14 protein-coding genes are annotated in these 15054 nt (G+C 46.6%); 5 read left to right on the plus strand and 9 right to left on the minus strand.

Features of this window, described 5'->3' with window-relative positions; all coding sequences use genetic code 11:
• Window positions 1-891, plus strand: a complete 891-nt coding sequence (locus JAO78_RS05735) for a DMT family transporter (protein ID WP_226750409.1) — start codon at window positions 1-3, stop codon at window positions 889-891.
• Between the two features lie 119 nt (window positions 892-1010).
• Complete coding sequence (locus JAO78_RS05740; RefSeq protein ID WP_226750410.1) at window positions 1011-1466, plus strand: GNAT family N-acetyltransferase; 456 nt, start codon at window positions 1011-1013, stop codon at window positions 1464-1466.
• A gap of 140 nt (window positions 1467-1606) precedes the next feature.
• On the opposite strand, the gene JAO78_RS05745 is transcribed toward JAO78_RS05740, so the two are convergent.
• Window positions 1607-3685, minus strand: a complete 2079-nt coding sequence (locus JAO78_RS05745; RefSeq protein ID WP_226750411.1) for a TonB-dependent receptor family protein — start codon at window positions 3683-3685, stop codon at window positions 1607-1609.
• A 111-nt stretch (window positions 3686-3796) separates the two neighbouring features.
• Window positions 3797-4501 carry a 2OG-Fe(II) oxygenase gene (locus JAO78_RS05750; RefSeq protein ID WP_226750412.1) on the minus strand — a complete coding sequence of 235 codons (705 nt, stop codon included), beginning with the start codon at window positions 4499-4501 and terminating at the stop codon, window positions 3797-3799.
• A 16-nt stretch (window positions 4502-4517) separates the two neighbouring features.
• Here JAO78_RS05750 and JAO78_RS05755 point away from each other — a divergent pair, with 16 nt between their 5' ends.
• Complete coding sequence (locus tag JAO78_RS05755; protein WP_226750413.1) at window positions 4518-4916, plus strand: acyl-CoA thioesterase; 399 nt, start codon at window positions 4518-4520, stop codon at window positions 4914-4916.
• Between the two features lie 91 nt (window positions 4917-5007).
• Window positions 5008-6726: a gamma-glutamyltransferase gene (gene ggt / locus JAO78_RS05760; RefSeq protein WP_439647500.1), complete on the plus strand. Its 1719-nt coding sequence runs from the start codon at window positions 5008-5010 to the stop codon at window positions 6724-6726.
• A 4-nt stretch (window positions 6727-6730) separates the two neighbouring features.
• Here the strand turns inward: ggt and JAO78_RS05765 are convergent, their stop codons facing one another.
• From JAO78_RS05765 to JAO78_RS05795, 7 genes are all read right to left on the minus strand, one after another.
• A complete protein-coding gene (locus tag JAO78_RS05765) occupies window positions 6731-7303 on the minus strand; it encodes an acyl-CoA thioesterase (protein ID WP_226750414.1) in 573 nt (190 codons plus the stop codon).
• A gap of 31 nt (window positions 7304-7334) precedes the next feature.
• Complete coding sequence (locus JAO78_RS05770; protein WP_226750415.1) at window positions 7335-7691, minus strand: DUF2288 domain-containing protein; 357 nt, start codon at window positions 7689-7691, stop codon at window positions 7335-7337.
• Window positions 7692-7716: 25 nt separating this feature from the next.
• Window positions 7717-9066: a sigma 54-interacting transcriptional regulator gene (locus JAO78_RS05775; RefSeq protein ID WP_226750416.1), complete on the minus strand. Its 1350-nt coding sequence runs from the start codon at window positions 9064-9066 to the stop codon at window positions 7717-7719.
• Entirely contained in the window at window positions 9059-9667 is a 609-nt protein-coding gene (locus JAO78_RS05780; protein WP_226750417.1) for a hypothetical protein, read from the minus strand. The genes JAO78_RS05775 and JAO78_RS05780 overlap by 8 nt, the downstream gene beginning before the upstream one ends.
• A complete protein-coding gene (locus tag JAO78_RS05785; protein ID WP_226750418.1) occupies window positions 9664-11085 on the minus strand; it encodes a sensor histidine kinase in 1422 nt (473 codons plus the stop codon). The genes JAO78_RS05780 and JAO78_RS05785 overlap by 4 nt, the downstream gene beginning before the upstream one ends.
• A gap of 133 nt (window positions 11086-11218) precedes the next feature.
• Window positions 11219-11407, minus strand: a complete 189-nt coding sequence (locus JAO78_RS05790; protein ID WP_226750419.1) for a hypothetical protein — start codon at window positions 11405-11407, stop codon at window positions 11219-11221.
• Window positions 11408-11720: 313 nt separating this feature from the next.
• Window positions 11721-12947, minus strand: a complete 1227-nt coding sequence (locus JAO78_RS05795; RefSeq protein WP_226750420.1) for an adenosine deaminase family protein — start codon at window positions 12945-12947, stop codon at window positions 11721-11723.
• Between the two features lie 313 nt (window positions 12948-13260).
• Between JAO78_RS05795 and JAO78_RS05800 the strand changes: the two genes are divergently transcribed.
• A complete protein-coding gene (locus tag JAO78_RS05800; protein ID WP_226750421.1) occupies window positions 13261-15030 on the plus strand; it encodes a methyl-accepting chemotaxis protein in 1770 nt (589 codons plus the stop codon).
• Window positions 15031-15054: the final 24 nt, after the last annotated feature.

Consider the following 15054-nt stretch of genomic DNA (forward strand, 5'->3'; position numbering starts at 1 on the left):
GTGAGTTTTGAATATCTGGCGCTGCTTGCCGCGGCTTGCTGGGCCTTTGGCAGTTTATTGTCAGCGCAAGCCGCAACGCATCTGGGTGCCTTTGCCTTTAATCGCTATCGCATGCTGGTGGCGATGCTGTTGCTTTGGGGCATTTCGCTCCTTACCGAGGGTTGGCGCACATTAGACAGTGATAGCATCTTGCTGTTAACGGTTTCCGGTGTCATTGGTATTGTGATTGGCGATACCGCACTGTTTGCCGCGATGAATCGCTTAGGCCCGCGCCGTGCCGGTGTATTGTTCGCTACCCATGCGTTATTTTCTGTGGTACTCGCTTACTTTTGGCTTGGTGAGACCCTCTGGGGGTTAACCTTGGTTGGCAGCAGTATGCTGATGGGTGGCGTGATGATTGCAATTTTATTTGGTAAACGTCGCGCAGAGCAACACATCTGGGAAACCAATCAATATGGTTTAGCCAGTGGCATAGCCTTAGGCTTGCTGGCGGCATTTTGCCAAGCGGTTTCCACCTTAATGCTAAAACCAATGATGCTAAGCGCTATTGATGCGATTGCCGCTTCAGCGGTGCGCATGAGCAGCGGTTTTCTATTACATCTGCTGATTTTTTTACTCGGTTTTCAGGTAGCGCGTAGCCATTTGCCGATGACTGCACGCATTTTATGGTTAGTGATTATCAATGCCAGCTTATCGATGGTGCTGGGCATGACCTTGATTTTGCAGGCCCTAAAATACGGTGATGCCGGCATGGTGGCGATGCTGTCATCGATTAGCCCGGTGTTAGTACTGCCAATGTTATGGTTAGTGTATAAACGCACACCGGCTTGGGGGGCATGGTTAGGTGCTTTATGCACCGTTGTGGGCACCATGTTGATTTTATGGCATTAAATGCAGGCATTTCTGCCAAACCCGTTAGTAAAATTGCAGCATTCCCTGTCGTTCGGCCGTAGCAACCCACTAGCTTGCTCTGATATAGTGCAGTTTCGATAGAAAAAGAGGTTTACAGCATGCAATGGCAGGTCCTTACCTTCGCTGAATTAGACACCCTGACACTTTATTCATTACTGCAACTGCGAGTAGATGTCTTTGTCGTGGAGCAGAACTGTCCTTATCCAGAGTTGGACGATAAAGATTTACACCCGCAAACACGCCATGTGATGTTGAAAAAAGGCGACAAAGTGATCGCTTATTCACGTATTTTAGCGCCAGATGTCAGCTTTAAAGGCTTTCCAGGTATTGGTCGCGTGTGCATTTCTCAAACCGCACGCCGATTGGGTTTAGGTAAAATCTTAGTCGAAAGAACATTAGCGGAAGTCGCCAACTTATGGCCTGATACCGATGTGCATATTTCAGCGCAGTGCTATTTACAACGCTTTTATCAAGATCTCGGTTTTGCTGCTGCCAGTGAGCCTTATCTAGAAGATGATATTCCACATTTAAAGATGATCCGTGCTGCGCACTAAGTGTGCTACTTCCAATGTAAAAGCGGGTGAGCATTAAGCAATAAAAAACCCGCTATATCTCAGTAACACCGATCAGTTTAGTGTTTAACTGATCGGCATCACCGAATCACGGCGGGTTTTTCTAATAAGCAGCGGCCTGCTTAGAACCGATAACGAAAGCCCGCTTCAACAGAGCGTTCAGTGCCGACATAAATACCTTGGCGTAAACCCGTAATGTAGTCTTTATCTGTCAGGTTTTTCACTGAACCAAAAACGGTAAAGCCTTCAAATACCTGATACTGCGCAAACAAATCATACACCGTGTAAGCCGGTAACAAGCCTCCCCAAATGCCGCCTGCCGCAGTCGATGGAATCGCCACTTGGTTACTGGCATCACCATATTGTTCACCACGGTGATGTGCCGATAAACTCAAGCTTAAGGCTTCAATGTTGTAGCTCAATGCCATATTAGCGAGTAACTTTGGCGCATAAGGTAAGCGATTACCTGCAAAATCTCCTGTTTCAAACTCAGACGTCGGCACCCAGGTTGCATTACTGTCGATCCGAAACCCCGCACCAAGGTTATAGCCGAGCACCAACTCCATCCCTGCATGCTTAGTGGCACCGGCGTTCGACTGGGATAAATTCGGGTTACTGTTACCGGTAACCACTTGATTAGTGAAGTCCATGTAAAACGCGGCGGCTTCATAATTCAACTCACCCGCATTACCACGTATGCCAACCTCGTAATTCGTCGATTGCTCACCATCTAACAATTGATCAGCCAAACCATCTAACGCCACACCATTAGATGCCGGCGAAAACGCACGGTACACACCACCATATAACTGGCTGGCTGGGGTTAACTCATAAGTAGCACCGACACCTGGTAAAAACTCCGTATTGCTGGTTTTGGCCGTTGCACCGTTATCGGTTAACACCACACGTTTTTGCTCGTAGGACTCTACACGTAAGCCTGGGGTCACGGCTAAAGCGCCGGTTAACTGGATACGGCTTTGCGCATAAGCAGCAATACTGGTGGCAGAATCAATAATATGCCGGTCGTTAACACCTGAGCGATCCGACGAACGCGTTGCACGGATGCGATTATCATCGGCCTCTTCTTTCATTAAACGTAAGCCAAGCTCCGTCGCGGCAGCGGCGCCCATGAAGTCTTGATCAAAGCTTAAACGGCTTTCAATACCAACACGTTCGAAGCTGCGGTTATTGCCGGTTAAGGTATCAGCATACACCCAACGGCCAGCAGCATTAGACGCCGCCGTATTAACATCATAACGCCAGTAATCGCGAGTAATATCACTCCAATACACGAGGGTGTTGAGTTTAGTAGTGTCGCTAAGCAGCAATTCATGGTTTAAATCAAATGCCGTACGATCAGTTAAATACCAATCATCGGGCGCAGCGTTATAACGTTCGCCATTTTCAAAAGCGTCTAAAAAAATACCACGATAGGAAATATTGGCGTCGTTTTCATGATAAGCAAACTTCAGCCCGACTTTTTGCGTGTCACTTAAAGCAATACCGGCTTTGACCATCACATCTGACATGTCATAGCCTTTATCCATAAAGCCGTCGCTGCTCGCTTGCGTGGCAACAATACCCGCAAAAGCATCTTCAGCGGCGTTAGTGGCGCCCGCCTCTACATTCACTTCTTGCATATTGAACGAGCCAACACGCGCAGATAACTGTACGCCATCATCCGGATTTTTGGTGATGTAGTTCACTACGCCGCCGATGGTAGAAGGGCCATAACGTAATGAGGCCGAACCTTTTAACACTTCGACCGACTCTACTCGCTGAATACGGGTGTTAAAATAGCGATCGTTACCAATAAATAAACCCGGTGCCACTGGCACACCGTCTTCTAATAATAACGATTTTGACTCACTGGCCGACAAACCGCGCATACCAAAGTTGGCGACAATGGCGGTTTCTTCTTCGCTTTTAAGGTTAATGCCTGGCACGCGACGCAGCACGTCTTCGGTAGATAAGGGTTGTACTTGCTCTATTTGCTTGCGGTCAATCAAGATAACCGAGCCGGTTTCATCAAACACATGGCTCTGCTGTTGGCCTTTGATTTTCAACACTTCGATAGCCGGCATAATTTTACTGGCTTGTTGATCAGGGCTGGTCACTTCAGCGGTTTCAGCTTGAGTACTCGCAGCAGCGAATGAGCATAAAATGGCAGCAGCAATTGGATGATAATTCAGATATTTCATAGCAACCTATCTAATTTAATAATGGTTCAACAAGTAAAGTGGGCGCAAGAATAGCACCCATCAATACCAATGACAATTATTATCATTTAGATTTGCGTAAGCATTGCTGAATTAGAGAGTGGGCGCGGCGTATAATTGCTCTGCTCGGTTAAACAAGATCCAACTGGTGAGGATATATTTGTCGTTCGATACCGGCGTACAACCGCGGTGCGTATGCGTGAAGTAAGCCGGTGCAATCACCATGCGACCCTGTTGCGGTTGAATAGATTTCTGCTGATAAAAAAACTCGGTTTGACCGCCTTCTGCCACATCATTTAAATAAAACATAAATAATAACGTGCGATGCAACGGCTCGTTATCTGGCAGTTGTGGGTATACCTCGCAATGCCAATAGTTATAGTTGCCTTTTGCCTGTTGATATTTTTGCGCTTGGATCGGCCCTAACCGATACAAGGTACGCATAAAACCAAAAGTTTGCTCTTGGCTAAACTGGCCAAAATTATCATGGTTTACCGGCTGCGGTTGCTGAGTGATGGGATCTTGCGTAGTAATCCCAACCGGGGCAATCAAAGCAAAATGGTATTTTTTAAAATACTCATGCGCATAGTGCGAAGTGCTCTGTATTACTTGCTGTAGTAGTTGTTGATACTCAGGATATTGATTTAAATATAAGTCAGTACTGATTTTTTTACTGGTATCTACGCCAGAGCCGGTACGACCCGCTTGTTTATGTGGGCTTTTGTCAAAAGCACGGATCAACTGTTGGCAAAGAGCCGGGCTTAGCGCATTATCGTATACTTCGATAAAATCGGTCATTTAGGCAATCCTGACTATGTTTACTGAAACTTTGCAGCCCCGCTTCTCAGAAACCGATGCGCTGGGCCATATAAATAACACGGTATTTGCAACCTGGTTTGAAAGCGGCCGCCAAGGCGTTTTTCGCATTTTCACTCCGGATTTAGACGTCAAACGTTGGACGTTGATTATCGCCAGCATTCACATTAATTACCATGCCCAAACGCACTATAACGCCCCTGTCGAGCTACGGACTTGGATCAGCCGTATCGGCGGTAGTTCCTTTGATATTTATCAAGAGGCTTGGCAAAACGGCCAAAAATGCGCATCCGGCACTGCCGTTATGGTGAAGTTCGATTATACACAACAACGCGCCAGTAAGCTGACAACAATAGAGCAAGCCGCGTTAAACTCGCATTTACTGCCCACGCCTTAGCGTTAACGGGGTCAATTGGTCGAAAGCCACTAGCCAGAGGCGACAATCCCCCGTAAGTTAGCTTGGTACTAGCCACCAACGGAGCCATTAAATGAACTATAAAATCCCCCTGTTGTGTTTCAGCGTGTTAATTAGCATGCCGCTGCAAGCCTTTGATCGGATCACGGGCAAAGACTTTGCCAGCCGCTCAGAAGTGATTGCAACCGAAGCGATGGCCGCAACCAGCCATCCGTTAGCCACACAAATCGCTCTGGATATAATGAAACAAGGGGGTAATGCCATTGATGCAGCTATTGCCGCTAACGCTGCACTGGGTTTAATGGAACCAACCGGCAATGGTATTGGTGGTGACTTATACGCCATTATCTGGGATGCGAAAACTGGCCGTTTGCACGGTTTAAACGCCTCTGGCCGTTCACCTATGGGGCTGAGTTACGATACCTTAAAAGCCGAGCTGGATAAGCTGGGCCGCCAAGATTTACCGCCACATGGTATGTTGCCGATCAGTGTGCCAGGCGCGGTTGATGGCTGGTTCGAGATGCATCAAAAATTTGGCAAATTATCTATGCCAAAAATTCTGCAGCCTACCATCCATTATGCCGAAAAAGGCTTCCCCGTTACTGAACTTATTGCTTATTACTGGGATCGTAGCGTGCCAATTTTAAGTAAACAACCAGGCGATTTTAGCGGCACTTATACCATTAATGGTCGTGCCCCGGCTAAAGGCGAGATTTTTAAAAACCCCGCGCTAGCTAATACTTTAAAAGCCATTGCTAAACATGGCCGCGATGCTTTTTATCGTGGTGAGATCACCCGCAAAATTGACAGCTTTATGCAACAAAACGGCGGCTACTTGCGCTATGACGATTTTGCCAAACATCGTTCAGATTGGGTTGAGCCGGTAGGGGTTGATTACAAAGGCTATACGCTGTGGGAATTACCACCCAATGGCCAAGGGATTGCGGCCTTACAAATGCTGCAAATTCTAAAAAACTTTGATTTAGCCAAGCTGGGTTTTAACAGCGCCGAAAGTATTCACTTAATGGTGGAAGCGAAAAAGTTGGCGTTTGAAGATCGTGCGAAGTTTTATGCCGATATGGATTTTAATCAATCACCGATTACCGGCCTGATCTCAGAAGCCTACGGCAAAGAGCGGGCAAAACTGATTGGTGAGCGCGCCGCACAACGGGTTGATGCGGGTAACCCGAATCTGTATGAAGGCGATACTATCTATATGACCACCGCAGACAAAGACGGCAATATGGTGTCGCTTATTCAAAGTAATTATCGCGGCATGGGTTCAGGCGTTACCGTACCGGGTCTAGGCTTTATCTTTCAAGATCGCGGCCAATTATTCTCGATGGATAAACAACACGCCAACGCTTATCAACCTGGCAAAAGACCTTTTAATACCATTATCCCAGCCTTTATTACCAAAGATAACAAGCCATTAATGAGCTACGGTGTCATGGGGGGAGCGATGCAACCGCAAGGTCATGTGCAAATCTTAGTGAATATGGTCGACTATGGCATGAACCTGCAAGAAGCGGGTGATGCCGCCCGCTGGCAACATTTAGGGAGCACTGAGCCAACAGATGGCCAAGACGCTTACCTGCAAAATGGCGGTTATATAGAGGTTGAACGCGGTGTACCCTTTGAAACCGTGCGCGAGTTACAGCAACGTGGCCATGACATCCGCTGGGGTTTAGGTGGCTATGGCGGCTATCAAGCTATTATGCGTGATCATGCCAACGGCGTGTGGATTGGCGCCTCTGAATCACGCAAAGATGGTCAAGCAGCAGGTTACTAATACGTTATAAGCTGACGGCATCTGCCGTCAGCGACACCTTGGCATCATGGTGTTGCTCAATATGCCGAATGGCTTGTGTTACATCACCATCAAAAGGCACTGCCGACGCAGTACGTTGTTTACGCAAGCTAATTCGCTCCGCGGCTTTTAAATAGCGCATAATCTCTTCTTCACTTTTTAATTGCAGCCGTGGCACCCGGACGGGTTTACCCGTGTCGCTGTCTTTGGCAATCATCGTGAAGTACGACGAATTACAATGCTTAACCAGCCCGGTTTGAATATTTTGGGCATCAACTCGGATCCCCACCACCATCGAGCTCGCGCCCACATAATTGACAGAGGCGTTTAGTGTGACTAACTCACCCACTTCAATAGGATTAAGAAAATCGACGCGATCTACCGATGCGGTGACGCAATATTTACCGCTAAACTTGGAGCCACAAGCAAAAGCAATTTGGTCCATTAACGACAACAAGTAACCACCGTGAATTTTCCCGCTGAAGTTAGAATGAGAAGGCAACATTAGCTGCGACAAGGTAATTTGTGAGCATTTCACTGTTTTGTATGCGTTATCCATGGCAAGCACTCCCATATATGTGTGTCACAACTTAGTTTAGTTGCTCTGTTAAAGGTTTGTCTTGCACTAAGATCCACGGCGAAATCACTACTGCCCAAAGCTCCGTTTTTGCCTGATACCATTGCTGCGCTTGTTGCTCTGTAGTGCGACGAATACTGCCCTGACTTAACCAATCGGCAACTTGTGCTTTATTATCCTGACTAAAAGCAAAAGCCACTTCAATTAAATCGGCAACTGGCTCCACGCTGATCACATTGCCCGCAGCATAAAACTTTTGCAACTCGAGCCAACTGATACGCGCCGTTTCGGCAATAATTTTGGCACGGATTAAGGTAGGATCTTCAGCCTCCTCAACCAAATGGGCATCAGGCGGGGTAATCGCAGTCATAACATCCTCAACGTCGTTTAAACTCTCATTCTTGCTCGTCTTGCTGCTCAGTGATCTGTTGTGCACTGAGCTCGTGTTTTTTCAATAATTTATAAAAATCGGTTCTGTTGCGCCCGGCTAAATCGGCGGCACGAGTCACATTACCTTCGGTCATTTGCAGCACTCGCGTCAAATATTGCCGCTCAAATTGATCACGCGCTTCCGTCAGCGTCGGCCAGTAACTGGTGTTTTGTGATAACGCTTGCTCAACTAACGCAGCGCTAATAATCGGGCTTTGCGTTAACGCTACGCATTGCTCCACCACGTTAACTAACTGCCTGACATTTCCCGGCCATTTGGCGGTAGCGAGAATTTGCAGCGCATCGTCTGAAAAGCGTGTCACTTTCACGTGATGCCGATCGGCGCTTTGTTGCAGTACATGCCTAGCTAATAACGGAATATCTTCTGCTCGCTGCTCTAAGCCCGGTAATTGTAGGTTTACCACATTTAAACGATAGTATAAATCTTCTCGGAATTGACCTTCAGCCATCGCTTGCTGTAAATCGCGATGCGTGGCCGATAGCACGCGTACATTAATCGGGATCGTTTTAGCACTGCCAACCGGGCGAATTTGTCGCTCTTGCAACGCGCGTAGCAGCTTCACTTGAAGCGCCACCGGCATATCACCAATTTCATCTAAAAATAAAGTACCGCCATCCGCTTCACGAAATAAGCCCAAGTGCTCCGTCACCGCCCCAGTAAAAGCCCCTTTACTGTGACCAAATAACTCTGACTCTAACAAATGCTCGGGTAAGGCCCCGCAGTTAATCGCAACAAAGGGTTTACTGCCACGTGGGCTGGCCTGATGGATAGCATTGGCTAACAACTCTTTACCGGTTCCGCTGGCACCGGTAATTAACACGCTAACATCACGCTGAGCGACACGATAGGCTTGCTCCAGCAAGTCTTGCATCAGTTTACTGCGAGTAATAATAGCGGCACGCCACTGCGCTTGCTCGGGTAACGACTGATTTAAAGCCCGCTGTAACACCTCCCGTAACTCAACCGGATTGAGCGGTTTAGTAAGGAAGCCAAAAACACCGCGCTGTGTAGCCGCTACCGCTTCTGGAATAGAACCATGTGCAGTCATTAACACGACAGGCAAACCTTTATAGCGCTTGGCTATTTCATCAAATAAACTCATGCCATCTAAACCAGGCATGCGTAAATCGCTTAGCACCACATCAACTGTTTGCTTGGTTAACATACTTAATGCCATTTCAGCACAATCGGCATTTAGAACCTGGTAGCCTTCACCTTCTAAACGTAAGGTTAATAAGCGCAGTAAACTCGGATCATCATCGACCAATAATAAACGTGGATTTTCTTTAGCCATGGTTTGCTCCATTGCCATTCTCAGGCAGTGGTTGCTGATTCAACTCTGCCTCGATTTGCGTTAAAGCATCGATTTTCTTTTGCAATTCACGATTGGTTTTTTGGGCCCTATCGATCATATCTTGTTGTTGCGCATTCAAACGGGTCACTGCACTGACGGCAGATTCGGCCTCTAATAACTTTTGATTAAACGTTAGCTCCCAGCTAAACAACGCGGCAAGGCGAGGTGGCAAAGACGATAATAATTCTGCTAAATGCGTTTGCACTCGAAAGCGCGTGACATGAGGCATATCAGGATGCAAATTAAGCAGCGCTTGCTGAAATTGAGCCAACTTATCCAACTCTGGTAGGCTGCGTAACCTAGCACGCTCGGGCATCGGATCGCTTAAGATTTGCTGCTTGTAATCCAACCACGCTTGCAAACTTGCCGCAGAATCATTTAAGGCCAATTCAAAAACAACCTCAGGCTCAGGTTCAACAAGGGCTGGCACAGCTTCAGGTACTGGCTCTACTGATGTGGTGGCGCTAGGTAACTCTGGTAAGGTTGTTAATTGACACCCAGCCAGTGTCAGCAACATCAGCAGTAGCACTGCATTTTTCATAGCGGTTTTTCTCCTAAAAACGGCAAGTGAACACGGATACACACATCCGCGTACACAACATCGACGATATCCGCGTGGCCACCTAACAAACGAGCACAATCGGCAACTATAGACAGGCCTAAGCCAGAGCCTTGTACCGAGTCGAAACGTGGCGTGGTGCCACGTTGAAAGGGTTCAAACAACTTTTCGCGCAGTGCCACCGGAATGGGTGCGCCATTGTTCGCCACTTCTAACAAGATCATATCGTCTTGCCGATACAATTTTACCCAAACGGGGCTACTTTCAGCACCGTAAGCTTGAGCGTTATTGATCAAATTATCCAAAATACGTCGGAACAAGGTGGCATCGGTATAAAGCGTATTCAGCTGGCAATCGAGCTTCACTTGTTGCTGACGCTGCTGCAGCGATAACGCATGATCATTAAAACAAGCTTGCAATAATTGTTGCGGTGTTTGCCAAGCCCACTCTGGTTGAGCTTGTTGCAATAATCGATTGTAATCGAGCAATTGTTCAGTTAACACGCTGAGTCGATCAGCACTGCCATTTAGCAGGGTCACCACTTCTAATTGTTGTGGTGTTAATGGGCCAACCAATTGCTCAGTTAGCAAAGCGCAACCTTCACGAATACTCGACAGGGGCGTTTTTAGTTCATGAGAAGCATGGCGCAGTAAAATCAGTCGCAGCGCTTCTAACTGTTGTAAACGTGAACTTAGCCAACGTAATTGCTCGCCCAGTTCGGTTAATTCACGAGGGCCGCGCAGTTTTTCATCGGGAAATTGATGCTTGGGTTGGCCAATGGCACGGATCATCCGATCAAGCTTTTTCACCGGTGCCGTAATACGGTTAGAGCTCCACAGCACCAGCAGCAAGGTCAGCAGCACCAAAGCAAAGGTTTGCCAAGCAAGTTGTTGCTGGGTGTGCGTGACAAATTGTTGCTGTTCAGACAACTGCCGTTCTAACAGATCCCAAATTTGCTGAGTGATCCGCTGCTGCTGCTGGCGAATTTGCTGCATTAAGCTTTCAGGCGTATTGATGAATTCTTCACTCAGACGTTGGCGCAGCGCTTCTAAAGCGGCTTCTTGCTCGGCGCATAAATTCAGTTGTGGTAAATCCTGACAAACCTGTTGCAGTAATTGCTGCTGATTCTCGATATGCGTTAAAGCCACTCTGCGGATCGCCTCGGTGCGCACCACACCGTATTGCCGCACGGCTCGTTCGATATCAATCACCACACTTTGCATACTTTCCGATTGGCGTACATAGGATACCGAGCGCTCGGCCGAGGTAATCGCGAATGAACTGACGCCACTGAGCGATTTATTACTTTGCCACAGCAGCACCCCCACCGGGATCAATGCTAAAAAGAAACTGAGCAAGACCAGCTGGCGTAACGAGGCAGTTTGGATTGAAAAACGCATAACGACCGAACTCAGACTAAAAGACAGTGCTGGCTAGTTTACTGAAAAAACGCGCCTTTGTATTGCAGATATAAAAAAGGCCAGCAATGCTGGCCAAGGCAGATTCAGCATAACGCTGCAGATCAGATAAAGCTTACTGCGCCAACTCGGTGGTTAATGAGGCAGTAAAGGTGGTTTGTGGAGCCTGTGCCAGATGCACGGCTTGTTCTTGCTCCCACGCTTGCACACTGCTGTTATTCAAATCGATACGACGCAGCATAGTGAACACAATAGCCATGTTAGCAACCAGAAACAGGGTAACAAAACTTAAAAACATATCCATGATACTTCTCCGCAAATGGCGCCTTGTTGTAGGCGGTTAGAACTGTCTCAGGAGAATCGCGTAAAGGTAAAACTGCTTTGCCTTTACGCTATTCCCCTGCAGTCGTATCATAGATAATGCACGGCGCGTGCCAACATTTAAAAAATCTTTAATATCATGAACTTGAGGGTTTTCAGAGAAGTTTAAGTGTGGTGAGCTCGGTGGAGGTGTTGCCAATTGGCGACACTAAAAACAGCATAAAATAGATAATATTTAAAATCAATAACTTAGGCTGTATGCTTTTTGCGACACACAACCTAAGCCGCTGTTCTAACTAAATAAAACCGTAGCGCTGCGCTACGCGATCGAAATATTCTAAACAGTGTTTGGCATATTGACGCTTTTCCACATAGCTTCCTGGGAAAAAGCTCTTCTTAAAACCATAAGCCACCATATCTTTCAGCCGCTTTAATGGCACATCAAAGTTATCTAGCGCCAGCTGATATTCTTTACTCACTGTGGTATTCGACACTAAGCGGTTGTCAGTACAAATGACCGTGGCAATACGGTGCTCTAACATGTCTTTAAATTTATGCTGGCGAATATCGGTAATAGCCGGATTGGTTTGTAAGTTACTGGTTAAGCACACCTCAATTGCAATACGCTTATCGGCAATGTAAGAAGCCAAATTCTGAATATAACTGGCTTTATCCAGAATAGCGGGGTCTTTAATCATATCGGGCATAAACATCGAATAACCGTGGCCAATACGATCGGCATAACATTCTGTGATGGCTTCAAACACACTTTCTGCGCCATAAGCCTCGCCCGCATGTAAGGTTTTTAATAAAAAGTGTTGATGCGCGTATTCATACACTTCTTTAAACTTGCCAGCAGGATAGCCTGCTTCTTGCCCGGCCAAATCTAACCCAACAATCGGGATGCCTTCTTCGTCACGCAACCGCACACTGGCGCGTACTAATTCCATCGCCGCTAGCTTAATCACATCCATCGGCGCAAAATCACGCATCAACTGAAATAAATTGGTGTAATAAGGCGAAAACCCTTTATTGCCAAACATGCGCATCGCGCAATTGATAATGCCGTAATGAAACGGTGGCCGCTCGCCACGCAACACCCGCTCTGTGGCGTTGTACTCTTGCATAGCGCGTTTTAAGCCATTGTTCACCGCGTGCATGATTTGGTCAAAGTCGATGCCTCGCGTTAAATCGATTAATAGCTGAGGGGCAAAACGTACCTCGATATAATTGACGCCCTCGGCTTGGTTATCCAACGCCAGCTCATAAGCCGCTTGCTCTAGGTTTTCCGGATCGCGCAGCACCGCACAGGTATATTGAAAGCAGTGTAGATACTCACCTAAATTTTGGTAACGGTCTTTAAACACCAACTCTTTGAGGCCGCTAATACTTTGTGATGGCAATGCCACCTGACTGCGCTGCGCCATCTCAATTAAACTGTCTAAACGCAGGCTACCATCCAGATGCAAGTGTAAGTCGGATTTCGGCATATCTTTAATAAAATCGGCAGAGTATCTAGGCATAATGATTCCTTCTAATTATCCATGCAGAATAGCATAGAAGACTTCGGCAACGCACATGGCTTGAATGTGAGAGACGACTTAATACGCTGGATTCTCTGCTAACAAAAGTAGCTATGGCAGCAAACTAGGTTTATGCTTTTAAAAGGTTACTTTTTTCATTCGACGATATAAATGCGCCGTTCATCAACGGACTGTTATGACTCAATTCATAAAAGCCTAGGCTTAATACGGAGATTTTATGCACTTGAACACTTTTACCATTCGCACAAGACTAATATTAATCGCGTCTGTAGCCGTAACAGCCCTAGGATTTATGTTGTTCCTTATGCAATATCAAGAGCGAACCTTAAGTCAGCTATCTCAAGCAGATAAACTCATCGCTGAATTGAATAGCGGCATGCTGACCTTACGGCGCCATGAAAAAGATTTTTTATTACGAAAAGAATTACGCTATCAACAGCGACATCAAGATACTCAACAACAACTCACTCAAAAAATGACTGAACTGCAAGCGCTATTACAGTCACTCTCGATAGAACAACAACAAACGCAAAAATTTGCCGCTTTAGTTCAGCTTTATGCACAAGCATTTGATCAGTTAATTTTGACTGAACAACAGATCGGCTTAACTGCAAAAGAAGGGCTAATGGCAAGCTTGATGGAAACTAGCCAACCATTACACAAAAGTTTGAGCGACCGTCCCTTTGAACAAGGTTTATACTGGCAGATCCGATCTGTTGAAAAAGATTTTATCACCTATCTGCAACAAGAAAGTGCTGAGCGCCACCTAACACTTAGCCGCCAGTTATCCGCCACATTAACCCCAGCAGAAGCACTTTTATACACCGACTATCAGACTGTCTTTCAACAACTCGTGGCGCTATTCCAGCAACGAGGTTTGACCCCAAGTGAAGGGCTAGAGGGGAATATGCGCCAACAAATCCAAGCAACAGAAACCTTACTTGCAGATATGTCAGAGCAGCTTAGCAGTCGCTTTGAGCTGGCTATGCAAAAAATCAATAGATTGAGCCTTGGCCTATTTGTGCTGATCATCTTTTTGGTGATCTCTTTGGTAAGTTTAATTGCTCGCAGTATCAATAAACCCATTAGCCAAGCCTCAAACGATTTAGCAAAGATACGAACAAATAAAGATTTTACTCTACGCTTGCAACTCACTGGTAAAGATGAAATTTCTGCACTCGGTCAGGACATGAATTCCTTGCTTTCCGATGTCCAAAATTTAGTAAAATCAGTGAATCATTCTTTGGAGACATTAGATAAAGTCACGGTTGAACTTGCAAAGACTGCAGCGAGTACCGCAGACGTGACGCAAGCACAACAAGGTGAAACCGATATGGTCGCGACGGCAGTAACCGAGATGGGCGCAACTATTCAGGAAATTGCGACAAATACGGAAGCCGCATCCAATACCGCGCAAACGGCCAATGAGCATGCACAAAAAGGACAGAAACAAGTTAATGATACGGTTACCTATGTGCATGCTCTTGCTGAGCGTTTACAACACGCCAATTTATCAGCAGTTGAGTTACAAAAAGACAGTACCAGTATTGGTTCAGTGCTAGACGTCATCAGAAGTATTGCCGAACAAACGAATTTGCTGGCACTGAATGCCGCCATCGAAGCCGCTCGAGCGGGGGATGCCGGCCGAGGCTTTGCGGTGGTTGCAGATGAAGTGAGAACACTTGCACAGCGAACCCAGCAATCGACTCATCAAATTGAAGGTATTATTCAAAAACTGCAAGAACGCACTAAGGGCATTACCAAGATCATGCAGGAATGTGGTGACGAGGGGGGGCGAAGCGCAACTCAAGCAGCGGCAGCCAGTGAGTTACTTCAAACCATTACCAACGCTGTATCAAATATAATGGACATGACCACTCAAGTCGCTACCGCAATTGAAGAGCAAAGCTCTGTTGCAGCTGAGGTCAATCGTAATGTAGTAAAAATTCGTGACTTATCTGAGGACACTGCTGACGTAGCAGTAAAAACCAATCAATTAAGTGATGATGTGGCCAACCAAGCTAAAATGCTAAGGCTAGAAGTGAACAAGTTTCGTGCCTAAAAAAGCGCCAGCATAACTGGCGCT

Origin of the sequence: Alishewanella maricola, assembly GCF_016343785.1 — a bacterium.
In the GTDB taxonomy this organism is placed as follows: Bacteria; Pseudomonadota; Gammaproteobacteria; order Enterobacterales; family Alteromonadaceae; genus Alishewanella; species Alishewanella maricola.

Coding starts and splice junctions, on each gene's coding strand:
- JAO78_RS05740 (WP_226750410.1), top strand. CDS start 1,011: ATGCAATGGCAGGTCCTTACCTTCGCTGAATTAGACACCCTGACACTT.
- JAO78_RS05745 (WP_226750411.1), bottom strand. CDS start 3,685: ATGAAATATCTGAATTATCATCCAATTGCTGCTGCCATTTTATGCTCA.
- JAO78_RS05750 (WP_226750412.1), bottom strand. CDS start 4,501: ATGACCGATTTTATCGAAGTATACGATAATGCGCTAAGCCCGGCTCTT.
- JAO78_RS05755 (WP_226750413.1), top strand. CDS start 4,518: ATGTTTACTGAAACTTTGCAGCCCCGCTTCTCAGAAACCGATGCGCTG.
- ggt (WP_439647500.1), top strand. CDS start 5,008: ATGAACTATAAAATCCCCCTGTTGTGTTTCAGCGTGTTAATTAGCATG.
- JAO78_RS05765 (WP_226750414.1), bottom strand. CDS start 7,303: ATGGATAACGCATACAAAACAGTGAAATGCTCACAAATTACCTTGTCG.
- JAO78_RS05770 (WP_226750415.1), bottom strand. CDS start 7,691: ATGACTGCGATTACCCCGCCTGATGCCCATTTGGTTGAGGAGGCTGAA.
- JAO78_RS05775 (WP_226750416.1), bottom strand. CDS start 9,066: ATGGCTAAAGAAAATCCACGTTTATTATTGGTCGATGATGATCCGAGT.
- JAO78_RS05780 (WP_226750417.1), bottom strand. CDS start 9,667: ATGAAAAATGCAGTGCTACTGCTGATGTTGCTGACACTGGCTGGGTGT.
- JAO78_RS05785 (WP_226750418.1), bottom strand. CDS start 11,085: ATGCGTTTTTCAATCCAAACTGCCTCGTTACGCCAGCTGGTCTTGCTC.
- JAO78_RS05790 (WP_226750419.1), bottom strand. CDS start 11,407: ATGGATATGTTTTTAAGTTTTGTTACCCTGTTTCTGGTTGCTAACATG.
- JAO78_RS05795 (WP_226750420.1), bottom strand. CDS start 12,947: ATGCCTAGATACTCTGCCGATTTTATTAAAGATATGCCGAAATCCGAC.
- JAO78_RS05800 (WP_226750421.1), top strand. CDS start 13,261: ATGTTGTTCCTTATGCAATATCAAGAGCGAACCTTAAGTCAGCTATCT.